The organism is Streptomyces sp. NPDC002004, from assembly GCF_053593975.1.
Window position 1 is genome coordinate 37288 of the sequence record NZ_JBSFDP010000003.1, and the last position, 14783, is coordinate 52070.

The 14783-nt window shown below is 71.7% G+C and carries 18 protein-coding genes; 10 read left to right on the forward strand and 8 right to left on the reverse strand.

Features of this window, described 5'->3' with window-relative positions:
* Nucleotides 1-59: 59 nt before the first annotated feature.
* The 7 genes from ACWCP6_RS06070 to ACWCP6_RS06100 form a co-directional block, all read right to left on the reverse strand.
* Entirely contained in the window at nucleotides 60-986 is a 927-nt protein-coding gene (locus tag ACWCP6_RS06070) for a phosphatidylinositol-specific phospholipase C (protein WP_450931153.1), read from the reverse strand.
* A 207-nt stretch (nucleotides 987-1193) separates the two neighbouring features.
* Nucleotides 1194-1556: a hypothetical protein gene (locus ACWCP6_RS06075; RefSeq protein WP_450931154.1), complete on the reverse strand. Its 363-nt coding sequence runs from the start codon at nucleotides 1554-1556 to the stop codon at nucleotides 1194-1196.
* Nucleotides 1557-1875: 319 nt separating this feature from the next.
* Nucleotides 1876-3288 carry a HAMP domain-containing sensor histidine kinase gene (locus ACWCP6_RS06080; protein WP_450931155.1) on the reverse strand — a complete coding sequence of 471 codons (1413 nt, stop codon included), beginning with the start codon at nucleotides 3286-3288 and terminating at the stop codon, nucleotides 1876-1878.
* Nucleotides 3285-4010 carry a response regulator transcription factor gene (locus ACWCP6_RS06085; RefSeq protein ID WP_450931156.1) on the reverse strand — a complete coding sequence of 242 codons (726 nt, stop codon included), beginning with the start codon at nucleotides 4008-4010 and terminating at the stop codon, nucleotides 3285-3287. Before ACWCP6_RS06085 ends, ACWCP6_RS06080 begins: the two co-directional genes overlap by 4 nt.
* A gap of 76 nt (nucleotides 4011-4086) precedes the next feature.
* The gene (locus ACWCP6_RS06090; protein WP_450931157.1) at nucleotides 4087-5124 is read right to left on the reverse strand and encodes a S1C family serine protease; all 1038 of its coding nucleotides are present in this window, start codon (nucleotides 5122-5124) and stop codon (nucleotides 4087-4089) included.
* Nucleotides 5125-5271: 147 nt separating this feature from the next.
* Nucleotides 5272-6294 carry a LacI family DNA-binding transcriptional regulator gene (locus ACWCP6_RS06095; RefSeq protein ID WP_450931158.1) on the reverse strand — a complete coding sequence of 341 codons (1023 nt, stop codon included), beginning with the start codon at nucleotides 6292-6294 and terminating at the stop codon, nucleotides 5272-5274.
* Nucleotides 6295-6368: 74 nt separating this feature from the next.
* Entirely contained in the window at nucleotides 6369-7166 is a 798-nt protein-coding gene (locus ACWCP6_RS06100; protein ID WP_450931159.1) for a winged helix-turn-helix transcriptional regulator, read from the reverse strand.
* 295 nt (nucleotides 7167-7461) lie between these two features.
* Between ACWCP6_RS06100 and ACWCP6_RS06105 the strand changes: the two genes are divergently transcribed.
* The 8 genes from ACWCP6_RS06105 (at nucleotide 7462) to ACWCP6_RS06140 (ending at nucleotide 12981) form a co-directional block, all read left to right on the forward strand.
* Complete coding sequence (locus ACWCP6_RS06105) at nucleotides 7462-8307, forward strand: alpha/beta hydrolase (protein WP_450931160.1); 846 nt, start codon at nucleotides 7462-7464, stop codon at nucleotides 8305-8307.
* Nucleotides 8308-8413: 106 nt separating this feature from the next.
* Nucleotides 8414-8668, forward strand: a complete 255-nt coding sequence (locus tag ACWCP6_RS06110) for a MoaD/ThiS family protein (protein WP_450931161.1) — start codon at nucleotides 8414-8416, stop codon at nucleotides 8666-8668.
* Nucleotides 8669-8670: 2 nt separating this feature from the next.
* The gene (locus ACWCP6_RS06115; RefSeq protein WP_450931162.1) at nucleotides 8671-10035 is read left to right on the forward strand and encodes a hypothetical protein; all 1365 of its coding nucleotides are present in this window, start codon (nucleotides 8671-8673) and stop codon (nucleotides 10033-10035) included.
* A gap of 141 nt (nucleotides 10036-10176) precedes the next feature.
* Nucleotides 10177-10938, forward strand: coding sequence for an LmeA family phospholipid-binding protein (locus ACWCP6_RS06120; RefSeq protein ID WP_450931163.1), 762 nt, complete (start codon nucleotides 10177-10179; stop codon nucleotides 10936-10938).
* Nucleotides 10939-11140: 202 nt separating this feature from the next.
* The gene (locus ACWCP6_RS06125) at nucleotides 11141-11221 is read left to right on the forward strand and encodes a putative leader peptide (RefSeq protein WP_351515640.1); all 81 of its coding nucleotides are present in this window, start codon (nucleotides 11141-11143) and stop codon (nucleotides 11219-11221) included.
* Nucleotides 11222-11371: 150 nt separating this feature from the next.
* Nucleotides 11372-12217: a sulfurtransferase gene (locus tag ACWCP6_RS06130; RefSeq protein ID WP_450931164.1), complete on the forward strand. Its 846-nt coding sequence runs from the start codon at nucleotides 11372-11374 to the stop codon at nucleotides 12215-12217.
* A gap of 34 nt (nucleotides 12218-12251) precedes the next feature.
* Nucleotides 12252-12539, forward strand: a complete 288-nt coding sequence (locus tag ACWCP6_RS06135) for a DUF1416 domain-containing protein (protein ID WP_266770873.1) — start codon at nucleotides 12252-12254, stop codon at nucleotides 12537-12539.
* Nucleotides 12540-12723: 184 nt separating this feature from the next.
* The gene (locus tag ACWCP6_RS06140; protein ID WP_450931165.1) at nucleotides 12724-12981 is read left to right on the forward strand and encodes a DUF3099 domain-containing protein; all 258 of its coding nucleotides are present in this window, start codon (nucleotides 12724-12726) and stop codon (nucleotides 12979-12981) included.
* A 101-nt stretch (nucleotides 12982-13082) separates the two neighbouring features.
* Here the strand turns inward: ACWCP6_RS06140 and ACWCP6_RS06145 are convergent, their stop codons facing one another.
* Nucleotides 13083-13445, reverse strand: coding sequence for a DsrE family protein (locus ACWCP6_RS06145; RefSeq protein ID WP_450931166.1), 363 nt, complete (start codon nucleotides 13443-13445; stop codon nucleotides 13083-13085).
* 224 nt (nucleotides 13446-13669) lie between these two features.
* On the opposite strand from ACWCP6_RS06145, the gene ACWCP6_RS06150 reads away from it, so the two are divergent.
* Nucleotides 13670-14242, forward strand: coding sequence for an FABP family protein (locus ACWCP6_RS06150; RefSeq protein ID WP_450931167.1), 573 nt, complete (start codon nucleotides 13670-13672; stop codon nucleotides 14240-14242).
* A 69-nt stretch (nucleotides 14243-14311) separates the two neighbouring features.
* A complete protein-coding gene (locus tag ACWCP6_RS06155; RefSeq protein ID WP_450931168.1) occupies nucleotides 14312-14749 on the forward strand; it encodes a Fur family transcriptional regulator in 438 nt (145 codons plus the stop codon).
* The last annotated feature ends 34 nt before the right edge of the window (nucleotides 14750-14783 follow it).

Consider the following 14783-nt stretch of genomic DNA (forward strand, 5'->3'; position numbering starts at 1 on the left):
AGGACGCCTCCCGGGCCGTGTCCGCGAAGCCGAGCCGGGCGCGACTCCGCGGACTAGGCCTAGGAGTGCGGGTTGTGCCTCAGGAGGGTCTCCACCAGGCCGCTCGTCCCGTCCGGGAAGTCGAGCGGCACGATGCCGAGTCCGGTCCAGGGGCCGGCCTCGGCGCCGTCGAGGAGGCTCTTCACCCGCGGATTCAGCCGGCTCGCGTTGTACTCGGGCGGCAGGAGCGCGGCCGTACTCACGAAGTTGACGTACTGCTTGCCCGGCTGCTGGGCCGCCTTGCGGAACTGCGCCTCGACCAACGGGTACTTGCGCAGCGGTTCGGCCATGTAGTCGTCCTGGACGTCGAAGACGGCGCCGTCGCCCCAGCGCAGCCCGCCCGGCAGACCGCCGTTGTCGGCGAGCAGGACCACACGCCCGCGCGCCGCGCCGAGCGAGGGCAGCGCGTCGGCGATGAGGAAGAGCGGCCGCCAGCCCTTCCCGTCCAGGTAGCTGTCGAAGACGCGCCGGAACTCGGCGTCGCTCTCCTCCGAGTACTCCTGCTTCAGCCGCATCAGCACGGTCTCGGACGGGTGGGCGCGCAGGAAGTCGCGGCACGCCGTCATGACGTCGTCGAAGTTCAAGTGCTGGTAGAACGCGCCGTGGTGGATGGCGAACGCGTTGTCGAAGAGCCGGCAGCGCACGTCCAGGAAGCGGATGCCCGCGTTGAGCAGTTCGGGGACGGTGAGCCGCTGGCAGGCGGTCCACGGGCCGCCGTAGCGCGCGCCGGAGTCGTGCGCGCCGGGGATCGTCAGCCGTTGCAGTGCGGTGCCGTCCGCGATGCCCGCCATCCAGTCCTGGACGCCCAGCGTGGCCGCCCGCGCCGCCGGCAGGTCGAGCGACGCGAGCAGCCCGGCGGCCGAGACCGCACCCGCCCGCAGCAGGAACCCCCGCCGGTCCATCCCCGCCGCCCCCGCTGTTGTCCGTGTGCCCCTCGCTGTGGTCATGGCGGCAGGGAAGCACGGCGGGGCGTCAAGTGACAGGTGTGGTACGTGAGTTGCTGAAGTTGACTAGTTATCGTCGGTGGGGGTGACGACCGCGGGGTGCGGGGACCTGCCGGCGCGGACGTGTCCGGGGGCCGGTGCGAGTGGACACGGATGCGGCCCCTCTCCCGGGGAGGGGGGCCGTCTCATTCCACCTTTCCTGTGGCCTGCTCAGCGTCCGCCCTGGCTTCCGCCATTGCCGCCGTGGTCTCCGCCACCGCCGCCGTGGTCGCCGCCGCCGTGGTCACCGCCGCCGTGGTCTCCACCGCCGTGGTCTCCGCCACCGTGGTCTCCACTGCCGTGGTCCCCATAGCCACCGTTGTCGTGGTCTCCGTGCCCTCCGTAGCCTCCGTTGTCGTTGCAGTCTCCGCCGTAGCTCCAGTCGTCGCAGCTGTCGTGGCCGGTCTGGTACGTCACGGCGTGGACGGGGGCGGCCGCTGAAGCCGCGCCCGCCGCGCCGATCGCGGCACCGCCGACCACCATCACACTGGCTGCTGCCACGGCGAACGAACGCCTGATGGTTGTTGCTCGCATGAATCCTTTCCTTCCACCGGATCGAGGTGGATGGCCACACGCATGCGATGGATGCAGTGCGGTCGCAAGAGATCACCGTTCGAAAGCAGGGGCAGGGTCGCCGCTTTCGAACGGGAGCACGTCCCCGGCTGCCGTTCCCACCCTGCAGGAACCTCGTCGCCCGGGGCGGGCCCTGGTTGCGACTCTCACGCCACCCACGCTAGTGCTGCCCCAGCACGCCAGCACCTTGAAATGGCAACTAAATAGAAGTCGCAGGTCAGGCAGGGTGGGGAGGGTGACGACGGTCAATTCGGCAGCACACGAGCCCTCCGAGGTGCCGCTATCGCACCTCGGCCGCCCCCGGAGGAGGCGTGGGCGCCCCGGGGAGGGTGATGGTGACCAGCGTGCCGCCGCCCTCGGCCGGGACGAGGGTCACTTCGCCGCCGCACTGCCCGATGGTGCGGGCGACGATGGACAGGCCGAGGCCGGAGCCGGGGAGCGCGCGGGCCGACGGGGAGCGCCAGAAGCGGTCGAAGACATGGGGAAGGTCCTCCGGGGCGATCCCGGGACCGTGGTCCCGGACCGTGAGACTGCCGCCGTGCAGGGCCACCTCGATCGTGCCTCCGGGCGGGCTGAACTTCACCGCGTTGTCCAGGATGTTGACGATGGCCCGCTCCAGGGCGGCCGGCTCGGCGCGGACGTACCAGGGGGCCAGATCGGAGACGAGGGTGAGCTCCGGGCCGCGCAGCCGGGCCCGCTCCAGGGCGGTGTCCGCGATGTCGTGCAGGGGCAGCACCCGGACCTTGTCGGTCTGCTGGCCCGGAGCCGGGCGGGACAGTTCCTGGAGGTCGCCGATCAGGGCGGCCAGCTCGGTCATCTGCGCGGTGACCGAGGCGAGCAGGGCCTTGCGGTCGTCGGGCGGGATCGCCCGGCCCGTCTCCTCGCTCCGGGCGAGGAGCTCGATGTTCGTCCGCAGGGACGTGAGCGGTGTCCGCAGCTCGTGGCCCGCGTCCGCGATCAGCTGCTGCTGAAGGTCGCGGGAGGAGGCGAGCGCCGACGTCATCGCGTTGAAGGAGCGGGACAGCCGGGCGATCTCGTCGTCGCCCTCGACCGGGATGCGCACGGTCAGGTCCTCGGTGCGCGCCACGTGCTCCACGGCCAGGGTCAGCTCGTCCACCGGGCGCAGGGCGGTCCGCGCGATCCACAGGCCCGCCGCGCCCGCGCCCAGGACGCCCAGGCCGGCCAGGAAGGTCAGGACGAGCGTGAGGTTCTTCAGCGCACCGTCGACCTCGTTCAGGGGGCGGGCCACCGACACGGCCCCGGTCAGACCGACGAGCGGGTAGGTCAGGACGCGGTACTTGACGCCCTTGCGGTCCGTGGTGTCGTGGAACGACTGGGGGGTGCGGCCGCCGGCGACGGCGGTGTCGTCGGAGGTGACGCGCAACGACTCCTTGCCGAAGATCACACAGCTGTTGCCCTCGCTGTCCACCACCTGGATCGTCTGCTTGAACAGATCGGGGGTGCCGCGCACCGGGGTGGCCCTGCGGCACTGGCCGTTGGCGTCGATCAGCGTGCGCACGTATCCCGGCTCCACCCGGTTGGTGCTCAGCGCGTTGTCCAACGAGCCGACCAGGGCGTTGTGCACCATGAACCAGCACACCGTCGCCACGGCCGCCACCGCCACCGCCACCGCCGCGGAGACCAGCACGGCCAGCCGCGCCCGCAGCGGCCACGCCCGGAACCTGCGGATCACTCCGCGCCGCCCGCCCGCAGCACATAGCCCACCCCGCGCACCGTGTGCACCAGCCGCGGCTCCCCGCCGGCCTCGGTCTTGCGCCGCAGGTACATGACGTACACGTCGAGGGAGTTCGAGCTCGGCTCGAAGTCGAAGCCCCACACCGCCTTGAGGATCTGCTCACGGGTGAGGACCTGGCGGGGGTGCGCCAGGAACATCTCCAGGAGCGTGAACTCCGTACGCGTCAGCTCCACCTGCCTGCCGTTGCGCGTGACCTCGCGGGTCGACAGGTCCATGCGCAGATCGGCGAAGGACAGCACATCGCCCTCGTCGGCCCGCCCGGCCGCGCCCGCGTACGAGCTGCGCCGCAGCAGCGCCCGGATCCGGGCGAACAGCTCGTCCAGTTCGAACGGCTTCACCAGGTAGTCGTCGGCGCCCGCGTCGAGTCCCGTGACGCGGTCGCCGACCGTGTCACGCGCCGTGAGCATCAGGATCGGCACGGTGCTGCCGGCGGAGCGGATGCGGCGGGCCGCGGTCAGGCCGTCCATCCGGGGCATCTGGATGTCGAGGACGACCAGGTCGGGCCGGTAGGCGTCCGCCTTGTCGAGGGCGTCCGCACCGTCGACGGCGACCTCGGTGCCGTAGCCCTCGAATGCGAGGCTGCGCCGGAGGGCCTCGCGTACGGCCGGTTCGTCGTCGACGATCAGGATGCGGTGCGCTTCGCCTTCGGCGGGACTCATGGCTGAGGTTCCTCGGGGTCGGGGTGGACGGCGGGGGCTGGTACCAGGCTCCCACGAGCACGGCACCGGGCCCGGGTCAGTCGCTGCCGCCGCTCCTCAGGGTGTCCAGGTCGGCCTTCACCGTGTTGACCGGGATGGCGAAGCCCAGGCCCACGCTGCCCGCGCCGGACGACGAGGCCGCGGCCGACGAGGTCGGGGAGTACATGGCGGAGTTGATGCCGACGATCTCGCCGTTCATGTTGAGGAGGGCGCCGCCGGAGTTGCCGGGGTTGAGCGAGGCGTCGGTCTGGATGGCCTTGTACGTCGTCTTCGACGAGCCGGTGTCGCCGTTGAACTGCCGGCCGCCGAACTCGAAGGGCCAGCCGCCGCCCTGCTGCTGCTCGCGGCCCTCGTCCGTGGGGACCGTGACGTCGCGGTCGCGCGCGGAGACGATGCCGCTGGTCACCGTGCCGGTCAGGCCCTCGGGGGAGCCGATCGCGACGACCTGGTCGCCGACCTGGATGCCGTCGGAGTTGCCGAGCGTCGCCGGCTTCAGCCCGGACGCGCCCGACACCTTGATCAGCGCGAGGTCCTTCCTGCTGTCGGTGCCGACGACCTTCGCCGGGTACCGCTTGCCGTCGCTGGTGGTCACCCGGATCGAGGTGGCCCCCGCGATCACGTGGTTGTTGGTGACGACCTCGCCGCCGGAGGTGATGATCACGCCGGATCCGGTGGACCGTCCGGCGCCCGAGGCCGCGCTGATCTCGACGATGCTCGGGCCGGCGGCCGCCGCGACACCGGCGACGGTGCCCCGGGTGGTCTGCGCGACGCTGGTGCCGTCGACGCCCGGTGCGCCGACGTCGTGCCGGGCGCTGAGCTCCTGGAAGGCGTACGCGGTGCCGCCGCCGATCGCGGCGGCCGCGAGGGCCACGGCGGACAGCAGGGCGACGGGCCCCCTGGCGCGCCGTCGCGGCCGCGGCTCAGGGACGGAACCGGGCCCGGGAGCGTACGGGGGCGGAGGGGGCGCGTCCTGGACGGAGCTCGTGTTCCACGGGGGAGGGTACGCACTCGGCGTACCGGCAGGACTGGGGTAGCGCTCGGGGTACTCGCCGCTGTGGCGAAAGCTCTCGGTCATGTACCAGAGGGTGTCCCGCGATCATGAGAGTTCCCTGAGTACGTCCTGAGAAGCCCGGCAGAAGTGCGTATGCCCCATATAAGGACGCCCGGGAGCCCGTTACCCGGCCGGTCCGCCCGGGGTGCGTCCGCGCGCGGGGCGTCCCGCTCAGTCGCAGCCGCAGGACTGGCGTACCACCAGGCGGGACGGGAACAGCTTCAGCCGCTCGCGGCGCGAGCCGGCGACCTTGAGCCCGTCGTCGAGGACCAGGTCGACCGCCGCCCGGGCCATCGCGGACCGGTCGGAGGCGACGGTGGTGAGCGGCGGGTCGGTGAGCCCCGCTTCCTTCACGTCGTCGAATCCGGCGACGGCGAGTTCGCCGGGCACGTCGATCCGCAGCTCACGGGCGGCCCGCAGCACGCCGATGGCCTGGTCGTCGGTCGAACAGAAGATCGCAGTGGGCCGGTCGGGGGCGGACAGGATGTCGAGGCCGACCCGGTAGGCGTCGTAGCGGTTGTAGGGCGCTTCGAAGAGACGGCCCTCCAGGGACAGGCCGGCCTCCCGCATCGCCCGGCGCCAGCCCTCGACGTGGTCGGAGACCGGGTCGCCGACGGCGGGCGTCTCCGCGGTGCCGCCGAGACACGCCACGTAGTCGTGACCGTGCTCCAGGAGGTGCCGGGTGGCGAGCTGGGCGCCGCCGAGGTCGTCCGTGACGACGGCGACGTCGTCGATGGCCTCCGGCCGCTCGTGCAGCAGCACGACCCGTGCGTCCCAGGCGTCGATCTCCGCGGCGGCGCGGTCGCTCATGCCGTGGCTGACGAGGATCAGCCCGGAGACCCGCATGCCGAGGAAGGCGCGCAGATAGTGGACCTCGCGCTCGTCGACGTAGTCCGTGTTGCCGACGAGGACCATCTTCCCGCGCTCGGACGCGGCCTGTTCGACGGCGTGCGCCATCTCGGCGAAGAACGGCTGCCGGGCGTCCGGCACGATCATGCCTATCAGGTCGGTACGCCGCGAGGCCATCGCCTGGGCAACCCTGTCGGGCCGGTAGCCCAGCTCCTTGATCGCGGCGAGAACGCGCTCGCGCGTGGCCGGGGCGACCGGCCGGGGTCCGTTGTTGATGACATAGCTCACGACGGCGGTCGAAGTACCCGCCAGTCGCGCCACATCGTCCCGCGTCACCTTGGCCACGCGCGAAGTCTACGCGGATGGACCCCCGTCTTTGCAGGCCGATGGGCGCACCAGTTTGCAGAACCTCGGTCCGGCTACCGCTTGCCGGACCCGGCGGCCGGTTCCTCCGTCTTGGCGGCGGCCGCCCGGCGCGGTGCGTCCTCCTCGGCGGGACGGGGCGTGGCCTCCTTCGCGCGCGCCTCGTCGGCGCCGCGCTCGACCTTCTCCGGGGCGACGAACCGGTAGCCGACGTTGCGCACGGTGCCGATCAGCGACTCGTGCTCGGGCCCGAGCTTGGCGCGCAGCCGTCGCACATGCACATCCACGGTGCGGGTGCCGCCGAAGTAGTCGTAGCCCCAGACCTCCTGGAGCAGCTGGGCGCGGGTGAAGACCCGGCCAGGGTGCTGCGCCAGGTACTTCAGCAGCTCGAACTCCTTGAAGGTCAGGTCCAGGACCCGGCCCTTCAGCTTGGCGCTGTACGTCGCCTCGTCGACCGACAGGTCACCGTTGCGGATCTCCATGGGGGAGTCCTCGCCCGCGATCTGCTGGCGGCCCATGGCCAACCGCAGCCGTGCCTCGACCTCGGCCGGGCCCGCGGTGTCGAGCAGGACGTCGTCGATGCCCCAGTCGGCGGTGACGGCGGCGAGGCCGCCCTCGGTCACCACCAGCATGAGCGGGCAGCCGGGGCCGGTGGACCGCAGCAGCTGGCACAGGCTGCGCACCTGCGGCAGGTCGCGGCGGCCGTCCACCAGGATCACGTCGGCACCCGGGGTGTCGACCAGCGCGGGTCCCTCCGCCGGGGCCACCCGCACGTTGTGAAGCAGCAGACCGAGAGCGGGGAGCACCTCGGTCGACGGCTGAAGGGCATTCGTCAGGAGCAGCAGAGAGCTCATCGCGTCCCACCTGCCAGGGTCGTCCCACTGTCGTGCACGGTTCGCTCGCCCATTACGTCGGTTCCTCCTCGGTCCCTGCGAGGACGTTGTGCGGTGCGGCACAGCTTTCGTACCTGCGGTCAAGCCTCGTACTGCGTACTGCTTCGTACCGGTGCGGAGCCCCGCGCCCTGGGATCCGCCGCGCTCTCGTTCGTCCGTCTCGTTCGTATACCCCGGTCGTATACGACCTCCCTGAAAGCACAAAAGGACCCGGGGGCTGCGCTGCCCGGATCCTCTCCCCAGCAGAATAGCCCACATGAGTTCCGGTACGGCAGGTCGAACGGCGCGATCTTGTGTGCGGCCGCTCACGTCGCGCGCACGGCGCGTGATGCTGCGTACGTCCGACGGGGTGCCGATCGACGCCGCGTACGACCCCGGTCCCGCCCCGGGCGGAGAGCTCGCGATCGTGGTCGCGCACGGCTTCACGGGGGATCTGGAGCGGCCGCACGTGCGCCGTGTCGCCCGGGTCCTCGCGCGTCACGCGGCCGTGGTGACCTTCTCCTTCCGGGGTCACGGACGGTCGGGCGGGCGGTCCACGGTCGGCGACCGCGAGGTGCTCGACCTGGCCGCCGCGGTGGAGTGGGCACGGGCTCTCGGGCACCGCCGGGTGGTCACGGTCGGCTTCTCGATGGGCGGTTCGGTGGTGCTGCGCCACGGGGCGCTCGGTCACACCGAGTACGGGGGGCGCACGGAAGCGCGCGCTGACGCGGTCGTGGCGGTGAGCGCCCCGGCGCGTTGGTACTACCGGGGCACGGCGCCCATGCGGCGGCTGCACTGGATGGTGACGCGGCGGGCGGGCAGGCTCGTGGGGCGCGTCGGATTCCGGACCCGCATCCACCACCGGGAGTGGGATCCGGTGCCCGTGTCCCCGGTGGAGTCGGTGCCGCTGATCGCGCCGGCCCGGCTGCTGATCGTGCACGGGGACCGGGACCCGTACTTCCCGGTGGACCATCCGCGCATGCTGGCGGGCGCGGCCGGGGGCGCGGCGGACCTCTGGCTGGAGCCGGGGATGGGGCATGCGGAGCACGCGGCGAGCGAGGAACTGCTGCGGCGCATCGCCGCGTGGGCGTCGGACGCGGGTCCGAGGGCGCCGAAGCCCTGAGGCCCGCGGACCGGGGTCCGAGGGCGCCGAAGCCCCGAGGCCCGCCGTGACCGCCTTGCGGGGTGCCGCATCATGTAACGGCACCCGACGAAGGAGAGGAGTGCCCGTGGCAACGGGGACCATCCGTTACTGGGCGGCAGCCAAGGCCGCTGCCGGCGTCGCCGAGGAGCCGTACGACGCCGACACCCTGGCCGAGGCGCTCGACGGCGCACGTCTGCGGCACCCCGGCGAACTCGCCCGGGTCCTGCAGCGCTCGTCGTTCCTGATCGACGGTGACCCCGTGGGCACCCGGGAACATGAGACGGTACGGCTGGCCGAGGGCGGCACGGTCGAGGTGCTCCCGCCGTTCGCAGGAGGGTGACCATGAGCAACCAGCCGTACGGATACGAGCCGCCCCATGAGGGCGACCACACGCAGCAGTGGGAGGGCCGGACCTGGGACACCCAGACCCAGTCGTCCCTGCACCACTCGGCGGACGCCGCCGAGACCGCCTATCTGCCGCCCGTCCAGTCCGGGCAGCCCCTTCCGCCACAGGCGGAGCAGTCGCCGTACGCGGCCCCCGGTACCGGGGGCTTCGGACACCAGGCCCACCCGGGCGCCCACGACGGCAGCGGGTACGGGGCGCCGCAGGGCGGGAGCACCGGTACGGGCTACGGGGCGCCGGCGAACGGCAGCGGCTACGGGGCGCCGCAGGGCGGGAGCACCGGTACCGGGTACGGAACGCCGCAGGGCGGGAGCACCGGGACCGGGTACGGGATGCCGCCGCAGGGCGGGAGCACCGGGACCGGCTACGCAACACCGTCGAACGGCGCCGGCACCGGCTACGGCGCCGTGCCCTCCGCGCCCGGTGCGGCGGACAGCACCGGCGCGTTCGCCGGGACCGGCCGGGACACCGGCGCGCACGGCAACGGGACCGGGCAGAGCACCGACGTCCCCGAGTACGGAGCCCCGACCACCACGGGCAACGCCCGGATCACCGACGCGCAGCGCGCCCGCGCCGAGGGACGCTCCCCGGTCATCGAACCGGGCATGCAGCCGGCCGCGCTCACCGCGGTGCTGGGGCTGCTCCTGGCCTCGGCCGCGCCGCTCGGCGCCTACGCCCTGTTCATCCCGCTGGTCGCGCTCCAGGCGCTCACCGCCGCCGGATGGTTCCGCCTGAACGGGATGTGGCCCGCCCGTCAGGGCATCGCGCTGGCCTTCGCGGGCGCACTCACCGCGGACGTGACCCTGCTGGCCGCGGGCCGCGAGAACGCGCCGGCCGCGATCCTCGGCACCCTCGGCGTGTGGGTCCTGCTCTCGCTCGTCCTCCAGCTGCGCAGCCACGCCTCTCAGGACGAGCGGATGTACGGACTGATGGCGACCGTCGCCTCCGCGGCGCTCGCGATCGTGGCGGCAGGGCAGCTGGCCGCCGCTCCGGAGGCCGTCACCGTGGGCGGGGTCGCGGTCGCCGTCGCGGTCCTCGCACGAGCGCTCCCGCTGCCCACGGCGGCGTCGGTGGTCGTGGCACTGCTGGCCGCCACGGGCGCCGGATTCGCCGCCGGCGGCTTCACCGGCTTCGGTGCGCACGGCGCGCTGCTGGGCCTCGGCGCCGGCGCGTGCGCACTGATCGGGCACCGGGTGGCGAGCTACGACTACCCGTCGCGGTTCGTCCACATGACCGCCGGCATCGCCCTGCCCCTCACGGCCGCGGCCCCGGCCGTCTACCTCCTCGGCAGGGTGCTCGGCTGACGCCGTCCGACGGCCCGGACGCTCCCGTGCCGTGCGTCACAGGTGATCCACAAGTACGCGGTCGGGTCCTCGCAGAGGGGACCCGGCCGCGTACGCTCGCGCACAGCGACTGTTGACGTCAGGTGGGGGGAAACACCGAGCATGCGCGCACTGCGAATACTTCTGATCATCACCGTCGTCCTCATGGGACTGTTCGTGGCTGCCGACCGCCTCGCCGTCGGTTTCGCCGAGGACCAGGCGGCGGACAAGCTGCGCAGCAGTGAGGGCCTGACGAGCACGCCCGACGTGACGATCAACGGTTTCCCCTTCCTCACCCAGGTCGCGAACGGTCAGCTGGACGACGTCGAGATCGGGATCAAGGACTACGAGGCCTCGACGGGCGGCGCGAACGGCACCGGGGGGAACGCGGGCGGGTCCGAAAGGATCCGGATCGACCGGCTGCACGCCCGGATGCGCGGGGTCACGTTCTCCGGCGACTACTCCTCCGCCACCGCGTCCGAGGCCTCCGGCACGGCCGCCGTCTCGTACCCGGAGCTGCTGAAGGCCGCGCACGTGGAGCCGGTGCGGCTCACCGCGGGGGTCACCGCCCAGGTCGTCGGCCTGTCCGACGGGGGCAACGGCAAGATCAAGGTGGCCGTCGAGGCCACCGTCCTCGGCCGGAAGCTGCCGCGCCCCCTGACCGTGCTCAGCTCGGCCCGCGTGGACGGCGACGTCGTGAAGGTGCACGCCGACGCGCTGCCCGCGCTCGGGGTGCCGCTCGCCGAGGCGAAGGTCCGTCAGATCACCGACTTCCAGCAGAAGATCACCGGGCTGCCTGCGGGCATCCGGCTGGACAAGGTCGAGGCGGCGCCGGACGGTGTGAACCTCTCCGTGACGGGTTCGGACGTCAAGCTGGTCGGGTAGGGACGGACCGCACGGCGGGACCCCGTCCGTCCGAAAGGCGAGACGGAGGCGTCCGTTCCATAGATGCAGAGGCAGCCGGCCGACCCTCGGGGACGGCCGGAAGGGGCTTCGACGTGATCAGCGTCCCATAATCCGGACGATCGCGTCTCATCATGCGACACGCCGGTGACACGACAGCCTGTCCGTCCCTACGATCGCACCCATGAAGCGACAGGCGGATCTCACGAAGCGGCGGGCAGTAGACCTGTGCCGCGTCGCCGCCATGCTCTGTCGCTCCTTCTGAGCGGGATCTCTCGCATCCCGTTTCCCCAGGCCGTAGGACGGCCACCCGTGTAATGCGCAGCGCCGTGCCCCGCTCCCGGGCACGAGTCGCACCTACGCGCATCCCACTCGACGCACATCCCGCCGCAACTGCCCCGGAGGAGAGAAGAGCATGAGCCGCAGCGACGTCCTGGTAGACGCCGACTGGGTCGAGGCCAACCTCGACAACCCCAAGGTCGTCATCGTCGAGGTCGACGAGGACACCTCCGCGTACGACAAGAACCACATCAGGAACGCCGTTCGGATCGACTGGAAGAAGGACCTCCAGGACCCGGTCCGCCGTGACTTCGTCGACCAGGCCGGCTTCGAGAAGCTGCTGTCGGCCAAGGGGATCGCGAACGACGACACCGTCGTCCTCTACGGCGGCAACAACAACTGGTTCGCGTCCTACGCCTACTGGTACTTCAAGCTCTACGGACACCAGGACGTGAAGCTCCTCGACGGCGGCCGCAAGAAGTGGGAGCTCGACTCCCGTGACCTGGTCGACGGTGCCGAGGTGCCGCAGCGCCCGGCGACCGAGTACCGGGCCCAGGCCCAGGACGCCTCGATCCGTGCCTTCCGCGACGACGTCGTGGCCGCGATCGGCAGCCAGAACCTGGTCGACGTGCGCTCGCCCGACGAGTTCAGCGGCAAGCTGCTCGCCCCGGCGCACCTGCCGCAGGAGCAGTCGCAGCGCCCGGGCCACGTCCCGAGCGCCCGCAACATCCCGTGGTCCAAGAACGCCAACGACGACGGCACGTTCAAGTCGGACGACGAGCTCAAGGCCCTCTACGCCGACGAGAACGTCGACCTGGCCAAGGACACCATCGCCTACTGCCGCATCGGCGAGCGCTCGGCCCTGACCTGGTTCGTGCTGCACGAGCTGCTCGGCGTCGGGAACGTCAAGAACTACGACGGCTCGTGGACCGAGTACGGCTCCCTCGTCGGCGTGCCGATCGAGCTCGGCGCAGCCAAGTAACCCCGGCCCCAACCCGAAACATCAGGAGAGACACATGTGTGGAGCGAAGGCCGGCGGCCCCGACGCGTCGACCATCAAGCCCGGTGAGACCACCATCCAGGGGCAGGTGACCCGCGACGGCGAGCCCGTCACCGGTTACGTGCGTCTGCTGGACTCGACCGGCGAGTTCACGGCCGAGGTCCCGACCTCGGCGACCGGTCAGTTCCGGTTCTACGCGGCCGAGGGCACGTGGACCGTTCGCGCCCTGGTTCCGGGTGCGACCGCCGACCGTACGGTCGTCGCCCAGACGGGCGGACTGGCCGAGGTCGCCATCGCCGTCTGAGCAGGAGCCCCCCGTCCGGGCGCAGCCGGGGCGGGGGAGCGGGACGGCGGGCCCGCGCTTTCATGAACGGCCGGAGGGCCGCTCCCCAGGGGGGTTGGACGCCACCTGGACCGGGGAGCGGTCCCTCCGGCTCCGCCGTTCTCCGAGCCGGTGCGGTCGGCGGTCCCGGCCGTACTCTGGACGTATGTACGCGCGTAGGCGGCACGTCTACTTCGCCATGATGGGCACGTGCCTGGCGCTGTTCGTCCTGGCCTGGGGAGTCGTGCGCCTCTGGTCCGTCCCCGCGGCCGTGGCGATGTGCGTCGTGGCCATGGTGATCCCGCCCGTCGCCGCGATGGTCGCGAACCGGCGGGGTCCCGAGGACCGCTGGTGGGACGACCCCTCGGGCGACCCGAAGTCCGACGAGTGGTGGGACGAGCTGGACGGCAAGAAGCGGCACTAGATTGCCGGCCCTGTGCGCCCGTCCTGCGAACCCGGAGAAACCCGCCGGCAGCCCCGCGCCCGCGCCGCCGCAACCCCGGCGGCCGCTCCGTGCCCGCCCCGTCAGTACACCAGCGCCTGGACGCCGTCCGTCGTCGCCTCCTGCACGAAGACCTGCGCACCCGCGATCCGTACGCCCTCGATGACGTCCTTCTCGGTGATGTCACGGCGCGCCGCGCACTGCGTGCACAGGGTCAGCCGGCCGCCCGCGAGGACCGAATCGATCAGGCCCGGCAGCGGTGCCGCGTGCGGCAGCTCGAACTCGGCGGCCCGTCCGGGCAGGGCGAACCACGACGACTCGCCGGTCAGCCACAGCGAGACCTCGACACCGCTGGCCACCGCCACCGCCGCCACCGTGAACGCCTGCGAGCAGCGCTCGGGGGCATCCGCCCCCGCGGTCACCTTGATCACGAGCTTCTTCGCCATGCCCGGAACTGTAGCCCGCGCGGTGCCCTACTAAGCTGGAGCCCGGCTCTGTACAGCTCGTCACCCTCATCAAGGAGCACCCGTGCTTGAGGCATTCTTCGAAGCTCTGCTCGTCCTGGTCTGCGTCGGCGTGCTCGCCTTCGCCGGGCTGACCGTGAAGAAGCTGTACCAGGGCCAGCGCTGACCGCCGCGCTGACCGTCACCAGGAGATATACGAGCACCCCATGATCGAGATCCCGTCCGACCTCCACAAGGACCTCCTCCCGCTGGCCTTCCTGCTCGGCAACTGGGCCGGCGCGGGCGTCACGGACTTCCCCGGCACCGAGAAGGCCAATTTCGGCCAGGAAGTCACGTTCACGCACGACGGGCGGGACTTCCTCGAGTACCACTCGCACACCTGGGTGCTCGACGCCGACGGCAACAAGGTGAAGCCGCTCGAGTCGGAGTCCGGCTACTGGCGCGTCGACGCCGACCGCAAGGTCGAGGTCGTCATGGTGCGCAACGACGGTGTCGTCGAGGTCTGGTACGGCGAGCTGGCCGAGAAGAAGCCCCAGATCGACCTGGCCACGGACGCGGTCGCCCGCACGGAGGCCTCCGGTCCGTACAGCGGCGGCAAGCGGCTCTTCGGCTACGTCAAGGGCGACCTGATGTGGGTCGGCGAGAAGGCGACGCCCGAGGTGCCGCTGCGGCCGTACATGTCGGCGCACCTGAAGAAGGTCGTCACGCCCGAGGACGTCGCCGAGATGGCGCGCAACCTGGGCGACCTCCCCGACGACGGCATCGCCTTCTTCAAGTAGGCGGTTCCGACCGAGGCCGGTCGGCCGCATTCAGGCGGCCTACGCCCGGCGTACTCCTACACTGGATCCGTGGTGAGCACCGACTGGAAGAGCGATCTGCGGCAGCGCGGCTACCGGCTGACCCCGCAGCGGCAGCTCGTGCTCGAAGCCGTGGACACCCTGGAGCACGCGACCCCCGACGACATCCTCTCCGAAGTGCGGAAGACGGCGTCGGGGGTCAACATTTCCACGGTCTACCGGACGCTGGAGCTGCTGGAGGAACTCGGCCTGGTCAGCCACGCCCACCTCGGGCACGGCGCACCGACGTACCACCTCGCGGACCGGCACCACCACATCCACCTCGTCTGCCGCACGTGCAGCAACGTCATCGAGGCGGACGTCTCCATCGCAGCCGAGTTCACCAGGAAGCTCCGGGACACCTTCGGCTTCGAGACCGACATGAAGCACTTCGCGATCTTCGGGCAGTGCGAGAGCTGCGCAGCGGGCGGGAAGCCGGACGAGAAATAAAACCGGCGGCCGCCTGGTCGTAGGGTGAGTGGAT